Source organism: Pseudomonas gebzensis, from assembly GCF_034427815.1.
Classification (GTDB): Bacteria; Pseudomonadota; Gammaproteobacteria; order Pseudomonadales; family Pseudomonadaceae; genus Aquipseudomonas.
The window spans coordinates 137,809-156,522 of the sequence record NZ_JAXQNS010000006.1 but is presented as its reverse complement, the minus strand read 5'-3'; the positions used below and the strand labels follow the sequence as shown (position 1 = coordinate 156,522).

The window sequence follows — 18,714 nt, the reverse complement described above, 5'->3', positions numbered from 1 at the left end:
GTGACAGCCCTGAATCTGCTGTGCTTGCCGTACTCCGGTGCGAGCGCGATGGTCTATGCGCGCTGGCGGCGCAAGCTGCCGGCCTGGCTGCAGGTGCGGCCGGTGGAGCTGCCAGGGCGTGGCGCGCGCTACGGCGAAGCGCTGCACACCGATTTGCAGGCCCTGGCCCGGCAGCTGGCCAGTGAGCAACGTCTGGCGGCCAGCGGGCCCTATGCGCTGCTGGGCCACAGCCTGGGCGCCTTGCTGGCGTTCGAGCTGGCCCATGAGCTGCAAGCCCTCGGTTGTCCGGCGCCGGTCGCGCTGTTCGCCTGCGGTACTGCGGCGCCCACGCGCCGTGAAGACTACGGCGACAAGCACTGGCGCGACCCCAAAAGCGATGCCGAGCTGATCGATGAGCTGCGCGAGCTGCAGGGCACCCCCGAAGAAGTGCTGGCCAATCAGGAGCTGATGAGCCTGACCTTGCCGATCCTGCGCGCCGATTTCCTCCTGTGCGGCCACTACACCTACCGTCAACGCCCGCCGCTGCGCTGCCCCGTGTATGTGCTAGCCGGCGAGGCGGATCGTGCCAATGAGGAACAATTGCTCGCCTGGGGCACGGAAAGCCTGGGGCCGTTTGACCTGCAGATGTTTGCCGGTGGGCATTTCTTCATCCATGAGCAAGAAGACCCTGTACTGGACGCGCTGACTCGCCGGCTCGCGCCGCATCGACTTTCGGCCTGATTGACGTAGTCCTTTACCTAGGGGAGGCTAGGTCGATCTCCAGGTTAAGGACGCCCACATGCTCATCGATCCACGCCAGACCACACTGCTGGTGGTCGACATCCAGGAAAAGCTCATCGATGCCATGACCGAGCCGGCGGGTACGCGTGCCCGCGCGCGCTGGTTGCTGGGCGTGTGTGCGGCGTTGGAGGTCCCCACTGTGATCTCCGAGCAATACCCCAAGGGCCTCGGCCACACCTTGGCTGAACTGCTGGCGGTAGCACCGGCAGCCGAGGTGGTAGAGAAACAGCACTTTTCCTGTGTTGCGGCGGGCTGCCTGCCGGCCACGGCACTGGCGCGCGAGCAGTTCATCGTGTGCGGCATGGAAACCCACGTGTGTGTGCTGCAGACCGTGCTCGGCCTGCGCGCGCTGGGCAAGCAGGTGTTTGTGGTCGAAGACGTCTGTGACAGCCGCAGCGCGGCGAACAAGGCCGCAGGGCTGGCGCGCATGCGCGATGCCGGCGCGCAGATCGTGACCCGCGAGATGGTGCTGTTCGAGCTGCTGGGCAGCGCCAGCCACCCGCAGTTTCGGCACTTGAGCAAGACCTACCTGGTGGGGGACCAGCCCTGAACGGCGCGGGTGGGGCAAGCGCGGCGGGTCATGCGGTTCGGGGCCTGTCGATAACCACTGGCCATGCTGCAGGCAGGCTCGCCCTCAAGGCGGATCTACCGGGCGTGCCGAACGCCTTGAGCGGTCTGTGGCGCCGCCGCTACGCCACGGGCCTGTTGCTTGTGGCCCTGCTGCAAGGCTGCGCAGGTCACAAGACCCCGGCCGAACCTGAAGCCGACCCTGCTGCCGTACGCGCACAGCTGCTACGCCTGCTGCCGGCCCAGGTCAAGGACCGCCAGGGCTGGGCCGAAGACATCCAGACCGCCTTCAGCGCCCAGCGCCTGCGCGCCGATCGAAGCAACCTGTGCGCCGTGCTGGCGATCACCGAGCAGGAATCCACCTTCACGGCCGATCCGCAGGTGCCTGGGCTGGGCCGCATCGCCCGCGAGGAAATCGACCGCCGCGCTGGCCGCTTGCACATCCCGCGCGTGCTGGTCGATCGCGCGTTGAACAGCACCTCGGCCAATGGCAAGACCTACCAGCAACGCCTGCTGGCCGTGCGCAGCGAGCGCGAGCTGAGCGAGCTGTATGACGCTGTGATCGCCGGCCTGCCGCTGGGCCGCACGCTGTTCGCCGGGCTCAATCCCGTGCACACCGGCGGGCCGATGCAGGTCAGCATCGATTTCGCCCACAAGCACGCGCAGCACTACCCCTACACCTACAGCGGCACCCTGCGCGATGAAGTCTTCACCCGCCGTGGCGGTCTGTACTTCGGCATCGCGCACCTGCTGGACTACCCGACGCACTACTCGACGCCGCTGTACCGTTTCGCCGATTTCAACGCTGGTCGCTACGCCAGTCGCAATGCCGCCTTCCAAGCCGCCCTGAGCCGTGTCACCGGTGCCAGGCTGGCGCTCGACGGTGACCTGATCAACCCCGGCGCGCTGCTGCCCGGCAAGACCGAACAGGCCGCGCGCACCCTGGGCGGCAAGCTTGGTCTGCGCAACCCGCAGATTCGGCGTCAGCTGGAACAGGAAGATCAGCTGGCCTTCGAGGAAACGGCGATCTACAGCGGCGTCTTCGGCCTGGCTGACGCCAATGCCGGCAAACCGCTGCCGCGCGCGGTGCTGCCGGGGATCGTGCTGGAAAGTCCGAAGATCACCCGCACGCTGACCACCGCATGGTTTGCAGAGCGTGTGCAGGGCCGTTATCAGCGCTGCATGCAGCGTTAAGTGGCCTGGGCAACCCAAGCGTCTTGAGGTTTCGAGGAATCAACAGCACAGGAAAAGCGCGACCGCTGAGAAGCGTCGCGCAGTGGCTTTGCTGAGCGTCAGCGGCCGAGCACGGCAAACGGCTGTTTTGGTGGCCTGTGAGCGATCGCGTTGCTGAGGAGCGGCCATGGGATCGGGTGCGCATCCACCGGGGAGGGCCTTGAGGCGAGTCGGATAAGTGCGGCGGGGGAGCGCGCGGCCTGGCAACGACGTGACCCGCTTACACGGGTCACCACCGATCACGCCTTACTGCTTGGGCGCGGTGTTGTCAGTACCGGGCACGGAATTGGTGCTGCCATCATTGTTTTTCGGCTTCGGCATGCCGGTGGCCGAGTCGGAATTGGTGCCAGAACCTGTACCCGAGTGGTTTTTCATGCCGCTGGCGTTGGAATTGACGCTGCTGCCATCCCCTGCAGTGGTGCCAGGGGTGGTGCTGCCGGGTGTGCTCATGCCGCTGCTGGTGTCAGCCCCAGTACCGTGAGTGGTCGAGGTGCCGGTGTGCGGCTTGCTGGCGTCATGGTTCATGTCAGTCGCAGCGAAGCTGGCCGTGGAGGCCAGGCCGAAGCTCAGGGCGAGGGCAATGGAAAGCGGGCGAATGCTGATCATGTGAATCTCCTGATGGCAAGGGATCTTACATGCTGTTCGGCTGCGCCAACCGGGGTGGGGTGCCCGGCCGGCGACAGACGGTCGCCGGCGCGAGGTTACTGGATGTTACGTCGCCGCCGGCTTATCGGCCTCCTGCGCCGCATCAGCGGGATCGGCATGGGAGTGCGTATCCGCCATGGTCGGGTGCTCGTGCGCTGCGTGAATCAACGCCTCGGTCACACGCAGCTCGGCACCGGTCGGCGAGAAGGTGGCCGAGGGTGCAAACGGCGCCGGGTGCTCGGGCGCCGGGCGCTTGCCGCGGCGCCACAGGAAGAAGCTCACCATGCCCAGGTTGACCACGGCAAAGGCCCAGAACAGCCCGGCTTCGCCGTAAGCGGTCATGGCCGGCGAGATCATCAGCGGCGCAATCGCCGAGCCTAGCGAGTTGATCAGCAACATGCCCTGGATCATCGGCACGATGGCATCGGCCGGTGCCCGGTCGGCAGCGTGGCTCACGGCCACCGGGTAGATCGCAAAGACCCCACCGCCGAGCAGAAACAGCAGCGCCGGCAGCAGTTCCGAACTGGACGGCAGCAGCAGAATACCCACCGACAGCAGCACACAGAGCGTGCCGAGCACGATCAGCACATCCTGGCGGTCGGTGCGGTCCGACCAGCGCCCGACCGGATACTGCAGCAGCATGGCGCCGAGAATCACCCAGGCCATCATGCTGCCCACCTCGCCGGTGTCCAGGCCGATGCGCTGCAGGTACAGCGGCAGCAGCGAATACACCGCCGCAATCGCCACACCCGAGCCGAAGCAGCCGACCAGACCACTGGGCGTCACGCTGAGCAACTGGCGCGGCTTGAGCGGTTCGACCTGATCGAGCAAGGGCGACACGCGCGGCAGCACGCCAATGGGCAGAATCGACAACGACGCCAGCATGCCCGCGACCATGAACGGCGCAGTAGCGCCCCAGCCCGCCAGCTCGCCGAGAAAGGCCTGGCCGAGCACGCCGGCGCCATACAACGCGATCATGTACAGCGCCAGCAAGCGCCCGCGGATCTTCGCGTCACCGGCCAGCAGCATCCAGCTTTCGATCACCAGGAACACGCCCACGGTGGCCCAGCCGTTGATCAGGCGCAGCACCATCCAGCCCCAGGTGTCGACGAACAGGCCTTGCAGCAGGATGGTCGCGGCGATCAACGAGGCGAAGCAGGTGTAGGCACGGATGTGGCCGATGCGCAGGATCAACCGGTCGTTGAACAATGCGCCGAGGGTGAGGCCGAGGAAATAGGCCGAGGCGACGACCCCGATCATCGTCGCTGACTCGCCCGCTTCGCCCAGGCGCAAGGTGGTCAGGGAAGACAGGAAACCGTTGCCTAACGCAACGATGAACAACCCGAGCAATGGCGCCAGCGCCATGCCCAGCAAACGCACGGACATACGTACCTCAAACAGGAAAGATCGATGAGTGCCTCGTTCGCGATGCAGCACGGCGCTGCCCCGAAAGGGCCAGCGTTGCAACGAAGTGCCAGGGAAAGTCTGCGACCAGGCATGACGCGACCGCAGGCCCACGGGGGCAGCGGACGGGTTCGGTGGCTCCTGGTCCGGAGGCGGCGCAGGAGGACGGGGTCATGGCGACGGGTTGCCAGTGTTCATGGCGACTGGACGAAAAGGCCGAGCGGATTCTACGGGCGCAGGCGGCATTGAGCAGAAGATTCTGCTGCGACAGGATGACGCACGCAGGCGACCGGCTGCGCTGTCCGATCGGTCAGGCGTCGACTAGCGTGTGTGGTGTAGCAACAAGGACCACGTTCTCACTCGATGGAGGTTCACCCTGAAGTACCTGTTGCCCACTGCTGCGCTGGCACTGGCAGCCGTTCTGTGCTCGCCGGTGTCCATGGCCGAAGGCGATGTCGCGGACGGCGTGCGTCACGATGTGCGTGAAGTCGACAAGGGCGTCGACCACGATGCCAAGGAAATCGACAAAGGGGTCAAGCACGATGACCAGGAAATCGACAAGGGTGCCCAGCATCTGGACAAAGAGCGGCACAAGGCCGACAAGCCTGTCGACAAGGCTATGAAGAAAGACCTGTGAACAGACCCGACGACCACGGCTTAGGCTCTGTCGGAAACGTCTTGGGCGAAGGTTGGGCAAGGCCGATGGCGGCCCCGCACAAACCGCCGAGGAACGGCCGGGGTCGCGCTCGGCTTTACTGGAGTCAATGAGCATTACGGTGGGGACGCCTAGTCGGGGACGCCTGGTCAGGGCCGGCCCCGCGGGCTGTTTTTAACGCAGCATCACCGAGTCTCAAGGCTTTTCAGACAGAGCCTCGGTCCGGGCAAGCGTTTGACCGGGACCCAGGTTGACGTCCTGCGGGCAGCCTTGCCGCTCAACCGCACGCCCAGTCCACCTGCATCGACGCCAGGTCGAACTGAGCCGTGCCGCCGCCGAAGTTGAAACCGCCGAAATCCTCCTCACAGCCCAGGTAGCGCGGCCCGAAATCAGGGTAGCCCTGCTCGGGCATCATCGTGCCGCCCAGGTGGTTGCGGCCGAAGAAACGCTCCAGGTCCAAGCCCTCAGCCTGCTCGCTGAAGGCCGGCACATAGCCGCTGTCCACGCATTCGTGTTCCCACTCGCGCGGCGGCTTGCCGACATTCGGGTCGCCCTCGCGCACCTGGGCACGGATGGGCAGCGCCGTTTCCAGCCCGGCATCGGCGAGCAGCGCGACCGGTGGCTGGCCGGGCTCGCGCACGCGCATGTCGTAGAAATAGGTCGGGTACGGTTGCGTCAGCCACGCCGGTTCCGGCCCCAGCAGGCTGCTGGCCGGCAAGCGTGGTGGCGCGCAGAGCGCGCCATCGAACTCGGCCTGGGTCAGCCACAGGACCGCGTAGCGGGTGCCGAGGATGTCTTGCATGTCGAAGCGGCCAGGGTGGCGGTCACGGGCGTGTTGCCACAGGACCCGCAAGGCAGGGTCGCCAGGTGGCGTTTCGCTCAAGGGGGCGGTGAAGAACGCCTCAACGGCGTCGCAACTGGGCAACTCTTCGAACTGGTCGTCGACGAACACGCTCAGCGCCACCAAGGCTTCACCCTGGGTGCGGTACTGCGGCGGAACGTGCAGGGTGAATGCGTGGCGCAACGGGTGGCCAAGGCTCTCGCTCATGGGCCATTGGCTGGCGCGCAGGCCGGGCGGCAGGCCCAGGCTCCAGCCGCCGGCCCATTCAGTGCCGCGCTGGGCGTTGGGCTGCATGCGCTGCGCATCACGCAACAGGTCGTAGGCGACGGTCAGGCTCGGGTCGGCCAGCAGCTTGGGCGGGGCGGGGTACACGGCGTTGGGCAGGCTGATCTGCAGGGCCTGGATCAGGTCATCACGAAAGGTCACCCGCAGCTCATGGCCCTCATCGGTGACCATCTGGCATTGGCGTTCCTCGGGGCGGTGCTCATCGCTGGGTGGCAGTGGCTCAAGCCGCGGCTGCGCGGCGATCGCCGCCGTGTAGGGCATCGACAGGTGCAGCCTTTCGATCGTCTGCTCGCAGGCGAACGGGCTGAAAAAGCGCACCGAGCCCACCGTCCCGCCACGCTCCAGGCGGATGCGTACGCCTTGTTTGTAGGTGTCAGGCAGGTAGCCATCGGCATCCGCCTGGGCAGCGAGCGTGCGCAGTGAACCGGGCAGCCCGTCGATGGGCAATGATGGGCGCAGGGTGGCAAGGGTCGAGGGCTTCACGAGGGCTCCATGGCTGGCGAGGAAACGCTGCACAGCGTAGCGCAACAGGCGCGGTACGGGGCTGATCAGTGCTTGAGGGTGGCCGCCCGCGCGGCGAAAACACGCGAGTGACGACGCGTTTTCGAGCGTCGGCGCCACCCTGCGCGGGTGGCCGCGGTCAGCGCCCCCGGCGGCGTGATACCTGGGCTTCGATGTTCTTGCGACCGATGAGCAGGGGCGGGGTCTGCGTGACCGGCTCGTCGGCCAGCCACTTGTACATCACCAGGCAATCGACCAGCCCCAGGCGGGCATGCCGATAGGCCTTGGGCAGCCGCCCGACCGTCTCGAAGCCCAAGGCGTGCCACAAGGCCACCGCCACTTCATTGGTCGCCACCACCGAATTGAACTGCAGCGCCAGCAGGCCGCTCTGGCGAGCGAGTTTCTGCGAGTGCTCGCACATCGCCCGCGCCACGCCACGCCCGCGCGCTGCCTCACACACCATGTAGCCACAGTTGCCGACGTGCGAACCGGGTCCGACGGCGTTGGCCTTGAGGTAGTATGAGCCGAGCAATTGCCCATCGTCCTCGGCGACCAGTGTGTGCATCGGCAGCTCCAGCCACAGGTGGCGCGCCTGCTCGAAGCTCAGTTCGGGGTCGTAGGCGTAGGTTTCGCGGGCCTGGGCCACGGCCTGGAAGGTGGGCCAGAAACGCGTGAAGTCGTCCGGCGTCATGGGGCGAATGTGCATGAGCAACCTTTCCTGTGCGATCGAGCCGCGCAGTGTGTGATGACCCAGGCCGCGGTGCAAGCCTGGTGGCGTCGAGCGCGGTCGCTCGTGACATCAGGGTTCATGCAGCGCTGGCTCGGCCGCCGGGCGCGGCAGGGTCTCTGGCCGGTTCAGGCTTCGCCCAGCGCATCGAGTGCCCTGGCTGAATACACCAGCGCAGCACCGGCGTTCATGGCCACCGCCACGCCGAGCGCCTCGGCGATTTCTTCGCGGCGAGCGCCGTGTTCCAGGGCTGCCTTGGCATGCACGCTGATGCAGCCGTCGCAGCGGGTGGTGACCGCCACGGCGAGGGAAATCAGTTCACGGGTCTTGGCGTCCAGGTGTTGCGTCTTGGCCCCCGCGCCGCTGGCGGTCAGGTAGCCCGCAACCGTGTCGGGAGACAGCTCGTGGAGCTCGCCAATGCCCGCCATCAGTTGTGTGCGGTAGCCATCCCAGTCGAGCATGCTCATGGTCTTCACCTCAGTCGGTTCTGTGCAGGAACCGTGAGGCTAACCGAGCGGGGTACGGCGCGCGGCGGGCCTTGAGGCGTAAACGCTTGCTACTTTCGGCCTGCTACCGGCCTCAGAGGTAGATGAAGAGCAACACCAGCGCCGCGACCACTAACCACTTTTCCAGGTAGTAACGGGTGCGGTTGCGCTTTTTCAGCGCCTTGCCGCGCTCGCGAATCCGGTAGATGCGGGTGAACAGGCGATTGATGGCGCCGGTCTTGTCATTGGCATCATTCGGCGCGGCGGCCGCCGCCATGACATTGCGGCTGAACCAGCGGTTGAACGCTGTGGCCCAGCGGTACTTGAGCGGGCGTTCGACGTCACAGAACAGAATGATGCGGTTGTGCTCGGTGGTGTTGGCGGCGTAGTGGATGTAGGTCTCGTCGAACATCACCGCCTCGCCATCGCGCCACGCATATTTTTCGCCATCGACGTTGATGTAGCAGCCGTCGTCGTTAGGGGTATCCAGGCCCAGATGGTAGCGGTAGGAGCCGGCGTACGGGTCGCGGTGGCGAACCAGCTTGGCGCCCGGCGGCAGCGTGGCGAACATGGCCGCCTTGACCGTGCCGATGCCTTGCAGCAGCTCGGTGGTGCGCGGGCACAGGCTTACCGCCGACGGGTGGCTTTCGCCGTACCACTTGAGGTAGAAGCGCTTCCAGCCAGTCTTGAAGAACGAGTTGAAGCCTACGTCATCGTAGTTTTCGGACTTCTTGATCTCACCGCCGTGCAGCAGTTGCAGGGCTTCTTCGCGGATTTCCTGCCAATGGGCCTGCAGCGGAGCGAGCTCGGGGAAGGCCTCGACCGGCAGGTAGGGTTTGGCGGGGTGGCGCGAGAACAGGTAGAGAAAGCTGTTGATCGGCGCCAGGAAGCTGGAGTGATCGCCCAGTTGTCGCGTCAGCTTGTGACGCACGCGGCCGCGCAAGTGCACGTAGCTGATGGACAGGACGAAGATCAGGACAAGGGCGATTTTCATGGACGGTACTTATCGACAGATGTGGCCAGAATGATGGCGCAAGCCCATCAGCATACCAACGGGGATTGAACTTTGTACATTCTGTTACATCAGGTCGCACGGTAATCGGCCCATCGGCCAGGGCCTGTTGGCCTGCCGGGCTCAGGTGCCACGCGCCTGGATGCGCCGCGTTCTTGCGCCGAAAACGGCTGTCGGAACGTAGGGTCGCTGGGTCGCAGCAAACGGGCGCTCACCCGGCCCCGACAACAGTTTGAGTTGCGGAGCCTGGCAAGCTTGATCCTTGTTGAAGCGGCTTCAGCCGCGATGGGCGGCGCAGCCGACCCAAAGCTGCAACCTCCCTATACCGGCTTTTTCGCGACGCCTGAATCGGACCGGCTCTGTCGGCCGTCGCGGCAGTGGCCGCTCTCACAGGGCCCGGCCAAACCACCCATTCAACGTAGGTCCATCGAGGCGACGGCTAGCCGCGCAGTGCCTTCACTACCTGTTCGACACTGGCTTTGAGCCCCGCCACGGTGTCATCAGCATCGCTGTCGACCACCACCAGCTGCGCGCCGCCTGCCTTGATCGCCTCAAACAGGGCCGCATCAGGCTGGCGATGGTGCAGCACCAGCGCCACGTCCTGGGCCTTGAGCGTGTCGGTCAGTGCCTTGAGTGCACTGGGCTCCCAGCGGTCGTCTTGGGGCAGGGGTTGCTCGACCACGTCCAGGTTCAGGCCACTGACCAGGTAACTCAGGCGTTCTGACAGGTTGACCACGGTGAGGTTGTCCACCTCGGCCAGTTGCGTCTGGCTGCTCGAGAGCAGTTCCAGCATCTGCCGCTTGATACCGGCCAGGTTGCTTTGAATGCGCGCCTTGTCGGCCGGCGCCAGGCGTTCGAGGTCATTGGCCAGCACATCGGCCATGCGCCCCAGGTTGGTCGGGCTCAGCCAGGGGTACGCTGCGAAGGCGTTATCGCCCTGCACCGCAATGCCCGGCAGGGCGCCGTCCACGGGCCGTGCGGCGTCGATCTCGACAATGCGGATGTTGCTGCGCCGGGCCATGGGATACAGCGGGTCGTCGCGCCAGATCGAGCGCAGGCCGATCACCGCGTCTGCCTTGCGCGCGGCCTTGTCCAGGCTGGCGCCACCACGGCCACTGAAGAACGACGGCTGACGGCTGGCCGGCAAGTTGGCAGGGGCGGCGCGGTTGAGCTGCACCGAGGTGCCGTCGAGCAAGGCGGCGGCCAGACTGTGGGTGACCGGCACGGTGGTGAGCACGGTCACCGCGGCTGCTGCCTGCTTGCCTGCTGCCTGCGTGACCGTAGGCGCGCTGGAGGCTGGCGCGGCCAGCGCGAGGGCCGGCAGGCCAGCCAGGGCCAAGGCCAGAGAGAGCTGCTTGAGCGAGAACGTCATGCCGGGCTTCCTTGCAGAAAGAGGGCGAGGGTACAGGCCAGGGTGACGGCCCGGTGCTGGAGGCAGAGGGTCATGCCGGATTTCCTTGCAGGCGTGGAACGAGGGCGCGGGCGAGGGCGGCGAAGGCGAAACACAGGCCGGCCATGAGGATGATCGCGGCACCTGACGGAATGGGCAGGTCGTACACGATCGGCAGCAAAATGCCGGTCAGCGTACTGAAGGTGGCAATCAGCACCGCGATGAAGAAAAAGCCCTTCAGCGACTGGCTGACCAGGCGCGCAGCGGCTGCCGGTATCACCAGCAACGCACCCACCAGAATCGCGCCGATGACCTTTACCGCAGCCACGGTGACCAGGGTCACCAGCACCACGAACAGGTAGTCGAGGGTCTTCACCGCCACACCGCGTACGGCCGCCAGCTGCGGGTTGAAGCTGGCCAGCATGATGCGGTTGTACAGCGGCACCGCCAGGCCCACCACCAGCAGCGCGACAATGCCCAGCACCAGCAGGTCTTGGCCGCTGACGGTGAGCACCGAGCCGAACAGTACGTTTTCCAGGATGTGCACGTTGATCTTGCCGGCCAGCATCAGCAGCAGGCTCGCGCCGAGTGCCAGCGACACAGAGAGGAACACGCCGATCAGCGTATCCGGCGACAGCCCGGTGCGGTTGCGCAGGAAATTCAACAGGATACCGAACAGCAGGCAGTAGCCGAACAGGCTGCCGTAAGGCCCGGTATAGGGCTCGCCGAGCAGGATGCCGATGGCCACGCCGGTCAGTGCCGCGTGGCCGACCGCCTCGGAAAAGAACGCAAAGCGCTTGACCACCACCAGGGTGCCCAGCCCACCCAGCACCGGGCCGATCATCAGGCCCGCGAGCAAGGCGTTGATGACGAAACCATAGGCCAGCGCTTCGGGCAGGTAGCCGGCGTTGGCCCAGTCCTGCACCAGTTGTCGGAACACTTCAAAGCTCATCAGGCCTGCTCCTCGCGGCGCGGGTGGACGGAGAACAGGCTGAGCAGCCGCTCCGGGGTCAGCGCCTCTGCGGGCGCGGCGTCGAACAGTACCTGGCGGCTCAGCCCGGTGACGCGGTCGGCCAGGCGCAGCACCGCCTGCAAGTCGTGCTCGATCCACAGCACTGTGGTCCCGGCGGCGCGCCAGGCGTGCAGCAGGTGTTCGAATACCTGGATGCCCGCTTCATCGAGCGCTGACATCGGCTCGTCCAGCACCAGCAACTGAGGCGCTGGAATCAGCCCCTGCGCAAGCAAGACCCGCTGACGCTCACCACCCGACAACGCACCCATGCGGCGAGCGCGTTTATCCAGCATGCCGACCCGTGCCAAGGCCTGGTCGATGTCCGGACGCACGCGCCGCGACAGCCCGAGAAACGCCGGGCGGCGCTGGCACATGGCGGCCATGAAGTCATCCACGGTCATCGGCAGACCACGGTCGAACTCCAGCGCCTGCGGCACATAGCCGATCACTTCAGCCGGGCTCGGCCAGTGCAGGGTCAGCCGGCCCAGGTGCGGCATCTGCCCCAGCAAGGTCTTGATCAGCGAGCTTTTGCCGCCGCCGTTGGGCCCGACGATGGCGTGAATGCTGCCGGCCGCCACCGTGAAGCTGACCTGTTCGAGGATGCGCGTGCGGCCCAGGGTCAGGTCGATGCCGGCAAACTCGATGCGCGGGCCACCCGGCGCGGCGAGCTTGGCCGCGGCCGTCATGTACGGTTCTCCTCGATGGCGCGGACCACCGTGTCGAGGTTCTGCTTCATCTCGATTTCGTACTTGTCTTTGGTGTATTCGCCGTAGGAAATGTGCGTCAGCGGGTACAGGCGCACGCCCGATTCACGCTGGATGGTTTCCACGTAGGCCGAGGGGAAATCCATTTCCGAGAAGATCACCTTCACGTCCAGCGCCTTGAGCTGGTCGATGGTCTTCTTCAACTGCGCTGGGCTCGGCTCGATGCCGTGAGCCGGTTCCACGACCGCCGTGACTTCCAGGCCGAAGTCGCGCACCAGGTAGTCGTAGGCGGCGTGGATAGTGGCCACGCGGAAGGTGGCGTTGGGCGCCTCGGTGACCTTGGCCAGGGCCGCGGCGCGCAGGCTGCGCAAACGCTTGGCGTAGGCACGGGCGTTCTGTGTGTAGAACGTTGCGTTATCGGGGTCGAGCTTGCCCAGGTCGCGGGCGATGTTGTTGACCTGGGCGATGGTGGTGCTGATCGACAGGAAGGTGTGCGGGTTGACCACCTTGCCGGCGCCACGCGCGGCGATGCCGGTGGCGGCCAGCAACGGCACGTTGCGGTTGGCCTCGATGGTGGCGATGTCGGGCTTTTCGCTGGCGGCGATCATGCGGTCGGCAAAGTCATCGTGGCCCACGCCATTGAGCACGATCACGTCCAGGGTGCCGATCCGTTTGATGTCTTCGGCACGTGGTTCGTAGGCATGCGGGTTGAAACCGGCTGGAATCAGCGGCACCACCTCGGCCCGGTCACCGACGATATTGCTCACGTAGCTGTAGTAGGGATGCAGGGTGATGCCGATGCGCAGGGGTTTACCGGCATCGGCCAGGGCCAGGGCGGGCAGGGCGCAGGCGATCAGCAGGGCAAGGGCGCGGCGCGCCAGAGTGGAGCGAAGCATGGGTAAAGTCCTTGATTCAGTGACGGTGCTGGCGGGTAACCCCAGCGTCGAAATGGCTGACGACCTGTTGCCAGCCGGCGCCGATCAGCGCGCTGGGCGTGCGCTGCACCGGCGGGTTGCCGTCGCCTGTGCGTTGCAGCCAGACCACCGGCTCTGCGCCGTCGTCGGCCGGCAGCAGCACCAGCAGGCTACCGGCCACCTCAGGCGCCTGGCTCTGACCCAGGTAGGCATCCTCGGCCAGGCGCTGCCAGTGGTGGCTGCCGCGGCTCTGGCTGCTGGCATCGACCACGAACGGCGGCAGGCCGTCTTCGGCCAGCCGCTCGACCGTCGGGCTGCTGCCGATGTCTTCGCGCAGCAGGCGGATCTCGTCGACGGCCACCCGCAGGTCGGTATAAAGGCCTTGCTCGGCGGGGGTCAGGTCACGGCGGGCGTCGATTTCATGGGCGGCGATGCTGGCTTCGTCTTCCCGCTCGCCGCGTACGCCCACCACCGTTGCAGCCAGCAACACGATCACCAGCGCGGTCAGCAGCACATAGAGGGTTTCATGCCCGGCACCGGCCGGGCGTACCACCTGGGCGCGGCTCATGGCGCAGCGATATCGGCGTGGTCGACTTCCACCACGTGGCCGGGACCGGCGTCGAACAACACGTAGAACTCACCGTCCGGGCGCTTGAAGGTCAGCGTCGAATCATCGCCCAGCTTGCCGCCGACCAGCACCTGCTCGTCGTAGCCGATCACATCGAGGGTCACCCCCGCGGCGCCGCTGCCATCGGAGAAGCCGCCCTTGCAGGTGATCTCGCCGGTGGCTTTTTCGTCGCATTCGCACATCGGGTTGTGCGCCAGGGCAGGGCCGGCGCACAGGGCCAGCACGGGCAGGGCGAGCCTGCGCATCAGGTGTTTCATGGTTTGCCTCCTTGTTTGGCGAGCCAGGCTGCAGTCGCGGGCGACGCCTCGGCGAGGGGAACGGACGCCTGATACATCTGGCCATCCCACCCTTCGAGGGTGATCCAGATGTGCGCGTCGGGTTGGGTGCGCTGTGGAATGGGCAGCGAGGTGAGCATGCGATACGGCGAGCCGAAGCCGATGCTGCCGGCCGCCCGCAGGCTGCGCGGCTTGCCGATGCGCAGGTAGATGGCCTTGACGCCTTCTTGGCACTCGGCGCACAGGGCCAGGTTGAAGATCTTGAAATAGCCCGCCGGGCCGTCCTGTTCGGGGGCGGCGTCGCGCATCTCGGCCAGGCTCACGCTCCAGCGGCCAACCGGGATGTCGGCCTGAAGATGCTCGCCGAGGCCGCCTTCACCGCGGAACAGGCGCATGTCGGCGAAATACTTGGGCATGAACGCCAGCGGAATGAGGATCAGCAGAATGTTCAGGTGGAAGCGCCATTTCAGCCACCAGTGCTTGAAGCCGCGTGGCGGCAGGGTCTGAGCCTGGTTCATGAGTGCACCTGCGTGGTTTCTTTCGCGCGGCGTGGCGCTCGCAGCCGTGCCGGACGCTCGCTGCGCTTGAGCGCCGCGGCAGTGGCCTGGGCGGTGCGCTTGGTCCAGATCAGCAGGCCGCTGAGCACCATCAGGGTCAGCACCAGGCCGAAGAAGAACCACACCAGCTTGATCGCCAGGCCGCCGAAGTCACCGGTGTGCAACGGGCGCATCGACTCGATGACGAATTCCAGTGCGCTGCGGTCGGCCAGCAGGAACTGGCTGTCCACCGCGCGGGTATAGGGGTTGACCGACGCTGTCTGGAACATCAGCGGGTACCAGCCGCGTCCGCCCATGCCGAAGTGGCTGTAGGCCGTGGCGGGCAAGGTAATGAAACTGATGTCCAGGCCAGGGATGCTGGTTTCGGCAATGCGCGCGGCTTCATCCAGGCCGATGCGCGGGGCGGGGCTGCCATCGGGCATCTGCGGCACCTGCTCACGGGCAATCACCGGCACGATGGGCTCGCTCGAGGTGGTGATGTGGTTGTCGCCCAGGATCGCCTGGATCAGGAACCAGGTACCGGTGATGGAAATCACCGCGATGAACCAGATCGACCAGACCCCGGCCAGGCGGTGCACGTCGCCCCAGAAAATCCGCGAACCATGGCCGGTGCGCACCGGTTTGAAGAAACCACGCCAGAACTTCTTGTAGACCACCAGCCCGGTCACCAGCGATGCCAGCATCGGCAGGCCGAGCAGCGAAACCAGGTACCAGCCCCAGCTGTAGCCGTTGGTGAAAGGCACCAGCCACCAGCCGTGCAGGGCGCGGGTGAAGGCTTCGAAGTTGAAATCCGGGGTCTTGCCCTGAATGGCTCCCGTGTACGGATTGACGTACAACGTGGCCCGTGAGCCGTCGGGGCGGGTCACCCCCAGGTTGAGGGCGAAGTGCGAGCCGTCGGGCTGGCGGATCGAGTCAACGGCCGTGTCCGGTTCAGCGCGTTTCACGGCATTGAGCACTTGCTGGAAATTCAGGCGCTGAGCGTCTGCCGTGGGCTTGCTGGCACGCACATCCGGGTTTGCCAGCCAGACGATTTCCTGGCTGACCACGGCGAGCATGCCCGTGAAGCAGACGATCAGTACAAAGAACCAGATCGGCAGTGCGAGCCAGCTGTGAACCAGGAACCACAGCCTGGATTTGGATTTTTTCGGGGATTGAGCCATCAGTCGATCTTCTAGAAGGGGGTCGAGCAAACGCTCGACTTTATAGGGGCTGCACTAGTAAGGACGAATGAGAATCGAAATACTGCGTGTTTAATTGAAAGCAAATGTTTCGGCGCCAGTGCAAACGGCCCGCGCGATGATCGCGCAGGCCGATGGCTGAGGCGTTGACCTGGGTGCGCTGGTTAATTCATGCGCTGTCGCGGAGCATCGCCGGCGCGGGGCGGCCGTGCTGGCGTGCGATGTCCTGAAACAGGGCTTCACCGATTTCGGCAGCCCGCGCCGGCAGCACCGACAGCAGGGTGTCGCTCAGGCCATGGCTGCTCTCGCAGAAGCCTTGCAGGTACACCGAGGCATGCAGGTCGGGGCCGGTGAGCAGACGGTAGTTGCGATCGACGCTGTAGTCCTTGAGGTAGCCGGCCAATGGCGCCAACAGTTCACGGTGCGAGCTGCGCGCATAGCCGGTGGCCAGGATCACGGCGTCGTAGCGGTGGGTCTGCTGGCCGCCGGTGGCCAGGTCGGCGATGGTCAGCTCGATACCCTCGGCACTGGCGCTGACCGCTTCGATCTGCCGCCGGCAGAGCACGTTGTGGCGGAACTGATGGGCGACTTTCTGCCGGTAGAGGATGCCGTAGATGCGTTCGAGCAGGTTCAGGTCGACCACCGAGTAGTTGGTGTTGTGGAACTGGTCGATCAGCTTGCTGCGTTCGGCGGCCGGCTGGTTGAACACAAGGTCCGTGTAGTCGGGGGCGAATATCTCGTTGACGAACGGGCTGTCGTCGGCCGGTTTGAGGCTGGCGGCGCGCAGGATCATGTCGACCTTGACCGACGGGTAGCTGTCGTTCAGGTCGATGAAGGCTTCAGCCGCGCTCTGCCCCGAACCGATCACCGCAATGCGCATGGGCTTGCCCTGGGCGCAGGGCAGGTTGGCCACGCTGCTCAGGTACTGGGAATGGTGGAACACGCGCGGATCATCCTTGAAGCCGCGGAAGATCTCCGGGACCTTCGGTGTGCCGCCGGTGCCGACCACCACGCTGCGGGCGCGGCGCACCTTTTCCCGGCCCTGGGCATCCTGGGACACCACCCGCAGGTGCTCGACGCGGCCCGCGTGCAGCTCAGGCTCGATGCGCAGCACCTGCTCGCCGTACTGCGCCTGGGTGGCGAAGTGCTCGGCGGCCCAGCGCAGGTAGTCGTTGTACTCCAGTCGGCACGGATAGAAGGTGCCCAGGTTGATGAAGTCGGCCAGGCGCTGTTTCTGGTGCAGGTAGTTGACGAAACTGTAGGGGCTGGTGGGGTTGCGCAGCGAGACCAGGTCTTTGAGGAAGGAGATCTGCAGCTCGCTCTGGCTGGCAAGCGTCTCGCCATGCCAGCGGTAGTCGCTCTGCTTGTCGATGAACAGCGCATCGAGGGCGTGACCGTGGGTCTGGGCGAGTTCTTCCAGGGCAATGGCCAAGGCCAGGTTGGAAGGGCCGAAACCGACGCCGATCAGATCTTTGGGTGTGTCCGAGGTTGAGGTCTGGCTCATGGCGGTGTCCGTAGAAGTCGAGAGAGGCATGCCTGCCGTGTGGTGCAGCGCCTGCGCAGGTACTTCAAGGGAACGAGCTGCTGTGGGGGGAATTTAGCGCCGCCATCGACAGGTCGAGCAGGGCGCCCAGGCCGTTCAGGCCGCTCAAGATCCTGCGCGGCTAGCCGATAGAACGGTCATCCCTTGTTACGCCCTACCGGAGGTGACCCTGTGGTGAGCTTTTCCACTATCGTCGTTCCCGCTGCGACCAGCGCTGTCGCGACGCCCACCAGCACCAGCGAGAGCGTGCAGCCCTCGACACCGCGCCTCGATGGCAAGGCCTTCAACCAGGGCCTGCAGGCGCAAGGCGGGGTGTCTTCTGGCGCCAGCAGCGCAGACAGCGATTCAGAAGCGGTCAAGCAGCTGAAAGAACTGATCAAGGATCTGCAGAAACGCCTGGCTGAAGAGCAGCGCCAGCTGTCGCAGATCATGTCCCAGCGCATGAGCGAGCAGGCCAAGGCCGCTGCCATCGCAGGCAAGCAGACCAGTATCAGCTCGCTCAGCGCCGCGTTGATGACTGCTACCAGCCAACTGCTCGAGGCGCTCACCGCCTCTGGCGGCGCCAGCGCGGGAAGCATGGTCAGCACCGAGGCCTGAGGTGTCCCAGCACTGAGAGCCGACCCGGCGTGCAACGCCCGCGGCATCCATGCGCTGGCGCCGCAGATCGGCAGCAACCCTGCATGCCTCTGTATTCAGGCCTCGGAGAGCAACCGGGTGCTGGCCTGGCAAGCGCTCGAAATCGCGGTGCCGGGCTTTCTTGTGCTCGCGGCTGCGCCGCGGACCCGTTGAGACGCTGCGGCGATTTACTTAGCAGCCTAATAAATATTTTGACATTCACTGCCTAAGCAGTAACATTTGCACACACTTACCCCGGCGTCGTGTGCCATGCCGCATTTCACTCCCGACAATTTCTCGCACTGCGCCATCGGCATGCTTCTCGGCCGGGCCGCGCTCCTCAAAGACCGCATCCTCGACTCGCACCTGGAAAGCGAAGGCGTCACTGCCGCGCAGTTCAAGGTGCTGATCATCGCCACGCAGTATCAGGTCGATACCCCGGCCGAGCTGTGCCGCTGCCTGGGCCTGGACAGTGGTTCGATGACGCGCATGCTCGACCGCCTCGAACAGAAGGCGCTGATCCAGCGCCAGCGCTGCCCGCAAGACCGCCGCCAGGTGCGCCTGACGCTGACAGCCGATGGCCAGCGCCTGGCCGACCGCCTGCCCGAGGTAGGCGCCAAGGCCATGAACGAACTGGTCGGCGTGCTCCAGGCCGATGAGCTCAAGACCCTCGAAGGCTTGCTGGCCAAGGTCCTGCTCAACGCCGGTGATCCGATGACCGTTCGCCGCTTCGGCGAACGTTGAACCCCTACGAATTTCTCAA

Annotated in this window: 21 protein-coding genes; 6 read left to right on the top strand and 15 right to left on the bottom strand. The window is 65.6% G+C overall.

Annotated features, from left to right (window positions below; genetic code table 11):
- From SJI00_RS13385 to SJI00_RS13375, 3 genes are all read left to right on the top strand, one after another.
- Window positions 1-720, top strand: a complete 720-nt coding sequence (locus SJI00_RS13385; RefSeq protein ID WP_322462194.1) for a thioesterase II family protein — start codon at window positions 1-3, stop codon at window positions 718-720.
- A 58-nt stretch (window positions 721-778) separates the two neighbouring features.
- Window positions 779-1,330: a hydrolase gene (locus tag SJI00_RS13380; RefSeq protein WP_322462193.1), complete on the top strand. Its 552-nt coding sequence runs from the start codon at window positions 779-781 to the stop codon at window positions 1,328-1,330.
- A gap of 125 nt (window positions 1,331-1,455) precedes the next feature.
- Window positions 1,456-2,541 carry a DUF1615 domain-containing protein gene (locus tag SJI00_RS13375; RefSeq protein ID WP_416221039.1) on the top strand — a complete coding sequence of 362 codons (1,086 nt, stop codon included), beginning with the start codon at window positions 1,456-1,458 and terminating at the stop codon, window positions 2,539-2,541.
- A 285-nt stretch (window positions 2,542-2,826) separates the two neighbouring features.
- On the opposite strand, the gene SJI00_RS13370 is transcribed toward SJI00_RS13375, so the two are convergent.
- The gene (locus SJI00_RS13370) at window positions 2,827-3,186 is read right to left on the bottom strand and encodes a hypothetical protein (protein WP_322462192.1); all 360 of its coding nucleotides are present in this window, start codon (window positions 3,184-3,186) and stop codon (window positions 2,827-2,829) included.
- 105 nt (window positions 3,187-3,291) lie between these two features.
- Complete coding sequence (locus SJI00_RS13365; RefSeq protein ID WP_322462191.1) at window positions 3,292-4,611, bottom strand: MFS transporter; 1,320 nt, start codon at window positions 4,609-4,611, stop codon at window positions 3,292-3,294.
- Between the two features lie 457 nt (window positions 4,612-5,068).
- On the opposite strand from SJI00_RS13365, the gene SJI00_RS13360 reads away from it, so the two are divergent.
- On the top strand, window positions 5,069-5,266 hold the full coding sequence (locus tag SJI00_RS13360; RefSeq protein WP_416221038.1) for a hypothetical protein: 198 nt from the start codon (window positions 5,069-5,071) through the stop codon (window positions 5,264-5,266).
- A 295-nt stretch (window positions 5,267-5,561) separates the two neighbouring features.
- Here SJI00_RS13360 and SJI00_RS13355 read toward each other — a convergent pair whose 3' ends face one another.
- The 13 genes from SJI00_RS13355 to SJI00_RS13295 all read right to left on the bottom strand — a co-directional run bounded on the left by SJI00_RS13355 (window position 5,562) and on the right by SJI00_RS13295 (window position 17,297).
- Window positions 5,562-6,893, bottom strand: coding sequence for a DUF7256 domain-containing protein (locus SJI00_RS13355; protein WP_322462190.1), 1,332 nt, complete (start codon window positions 6,891-6,893; stop codon window positions 5,562-5,564).
- Between the two features lie 157 nt (window positions 6,894-7,050).
- On the bottom strand, window positions 7,051-7,617 hold the full coding sequence (locus tag SJI00_RS13350; RefSeq protein ID WP_322462189.1) for a GNAT family N-acetyltransferase: 567 nt from the start codon (window positions 7,615-7,617) through the stop codon (window positions 7,051-7,053).
- Between the two features lie 149 nt (window positions 7,618-7,766).
- Window positions 7,767-8,105, bottom strand: coding sequence for a carboxymuconolactone decarboxylase family protein (locus SJI00_RS13345; RefSeq protein WP_322462188.1), 339 nt, complete (start codon window positions 8,103-8,105; stop codon window positions 7,767-7,769).
- A gap of 112 nt (window positions 8,106-8,217) precedes the next feature.
- Window positions 8,218-9,117: a lipid A hydroxylase LpxO gene (lpxO, locus tag SJI00_RS13340; RefSeq protein WP_322462187.1), complete on the bottom strand. Its 900-nt coding sequence runs from the start codon at window positions 9,115-9,117 to the stop codon at window positions 8,218-8,220.
- 457 nt (window positions 9,118-9,574) lie between these two features.
- A complete protein-coding gene (locus SJI00_RS13335; protein ID WP_322462186.1) occupies window positions 9,575-10,507 on the bottom strand; it encodes a metal ABC transporter solute-binding protein, Zn/Mn family in 933 nt (310 codons plus the stop codon).
- Between the two features lie 70 nt (window positions 10,508-10,577).
- Window positions 10,578-11,477 (bottom strand): metal ABC transporter permease, encoded by a 900-nt coding sequence (locus SJI00_RS13330; RefSeq protein WP_322462185.1) that lies wholly within the window; start codon window positions 11,475-11,477, stop codon window positions 10,578-10,580.
- Window positions 11,477-12,223, bottom strand: a complete 747-nt coding sequence (locus SJI00_RS13325; protein WP_322462184.1) for a metal ABC transporter ATP-binding protein — start codon at window positions 12,221-12,223, stop codon at window positions 11,477-11,479. Before SJI00_RS13325 ends, SJI00_RS13330 begins: the two co-directional genes overlap by 1 nt.
- Entirely contained in the window at window positions 12,220-13,137 is a 918-nt protein-coding gene (locus SJI00_RS13320) for a metal ABC transporter substrate-binding protein (protein WP_416221035.1), read from the bottom strand. The genes SJI00_RS13325 and SJI00_RS13320 overlap by 4 nt, the downstream gene beginning before the upstream one ends.
- Before the next feature lie 16 nt (window positions 13,138-13,153).
- Entirely contained in the window at window positions 13,154-13,723 is a 570-nt protein-coding gene (locus SJI00_RS13315) for a DUF6162 family protein (protein ID WP_322462183.1), read from the bottom strand.
- On the bottom strand, window positions 13,720-14,040 hold the full coding sequence (locus SJI00_RS13310) for a hypothetical protein (RefSeq protein WP_322462182.1): 321 nt from the start codon (window positions 14,038-14,040) through the stop codon (window positions 13,720-13,722). The genes SJI00_RS13315 and SJI00_RS13310 overlap by 4 nt, the downstream gene beginning before the upstream one ends.
- Complete coding sequence (locus SJI00_RS13305; protein WP_322462181.1) at window positions 14,037-14,576, bottom strand: PA2404 family protein; 540 nt, start codon at window positions 14,574-14,576, stop codon at window positions 14,037-14,039. Before SJI00_RS13305 ends, SJI00_RS13310 begins: the two co-directional genes overlap by 4 nt.
- Window positions 14,573-15,775 carry a PepSY-associated TM helix domain-containing protein gene (locus SJI00_RS13300; protein WP_322462180.1) on the bottom strand — a complete coding sequence of 401 codons (1,203 nt, stop codon included), beginning with the start codon at window positions 15,773-15,775 and terminating at the stop codon, window positions 14,573-14,575. Before SJI00_RS13300 ends, SJI00_RS13305 begins: the two co-directional genes overlap by 4 nt.
- A gap of 187 nt (window positions 15,776-15,962) precedes the next feature.
- Complete coding sequence (locus SJI00_RS13295; RefSeq protein ID WP_322462179.1) at window positions 15,963-17,297, bottom strand: lysine N(6)-hydroxylase/L-ornithine N(5)-oxygenase family protein; 1,335 nt, start codon at window positions 17,295-17,297, stop codon at window positions 15,963-15,965.
- Window positions 17,298-17,510: 213 nt separating this feature from the next.
- Between SJI00_RS13295 and SJI00_RS13290 the strand changes: the two genes are divergently transcribed.
- Both SJI00_RS13290 and SJI00_RS13285 read left to right on the top strand, forming a co-directional pair.
- The gene (locus SJI00_RS13290) at window positions 17,511-17,933 is read left to right on the top strand and encodes a hypothetical protein (protein WP_322462178.1); all 423 of its coding nucleotides are present in this window, start codon (window positions 17,511-17,513) and stop codon (window positions 17,931-17,933) included.
- A gap of 288 nt (window positions 17,934-18,221) precedes the next feature.
- Complete coding sequence (locus tag SJI00_RS13285; RefSeq protein ID WP_322462177.1) at window positions 18,222-18,695, top strand: MarR family winged helix-turn-helix transcriptional regulator; 474 nt, start codon at window positions 18,222-18,224, stop codon at window positions 18,693-18,695.
- Window positions 18,696-18,714 lie beyond the last annotated feature (19 nt).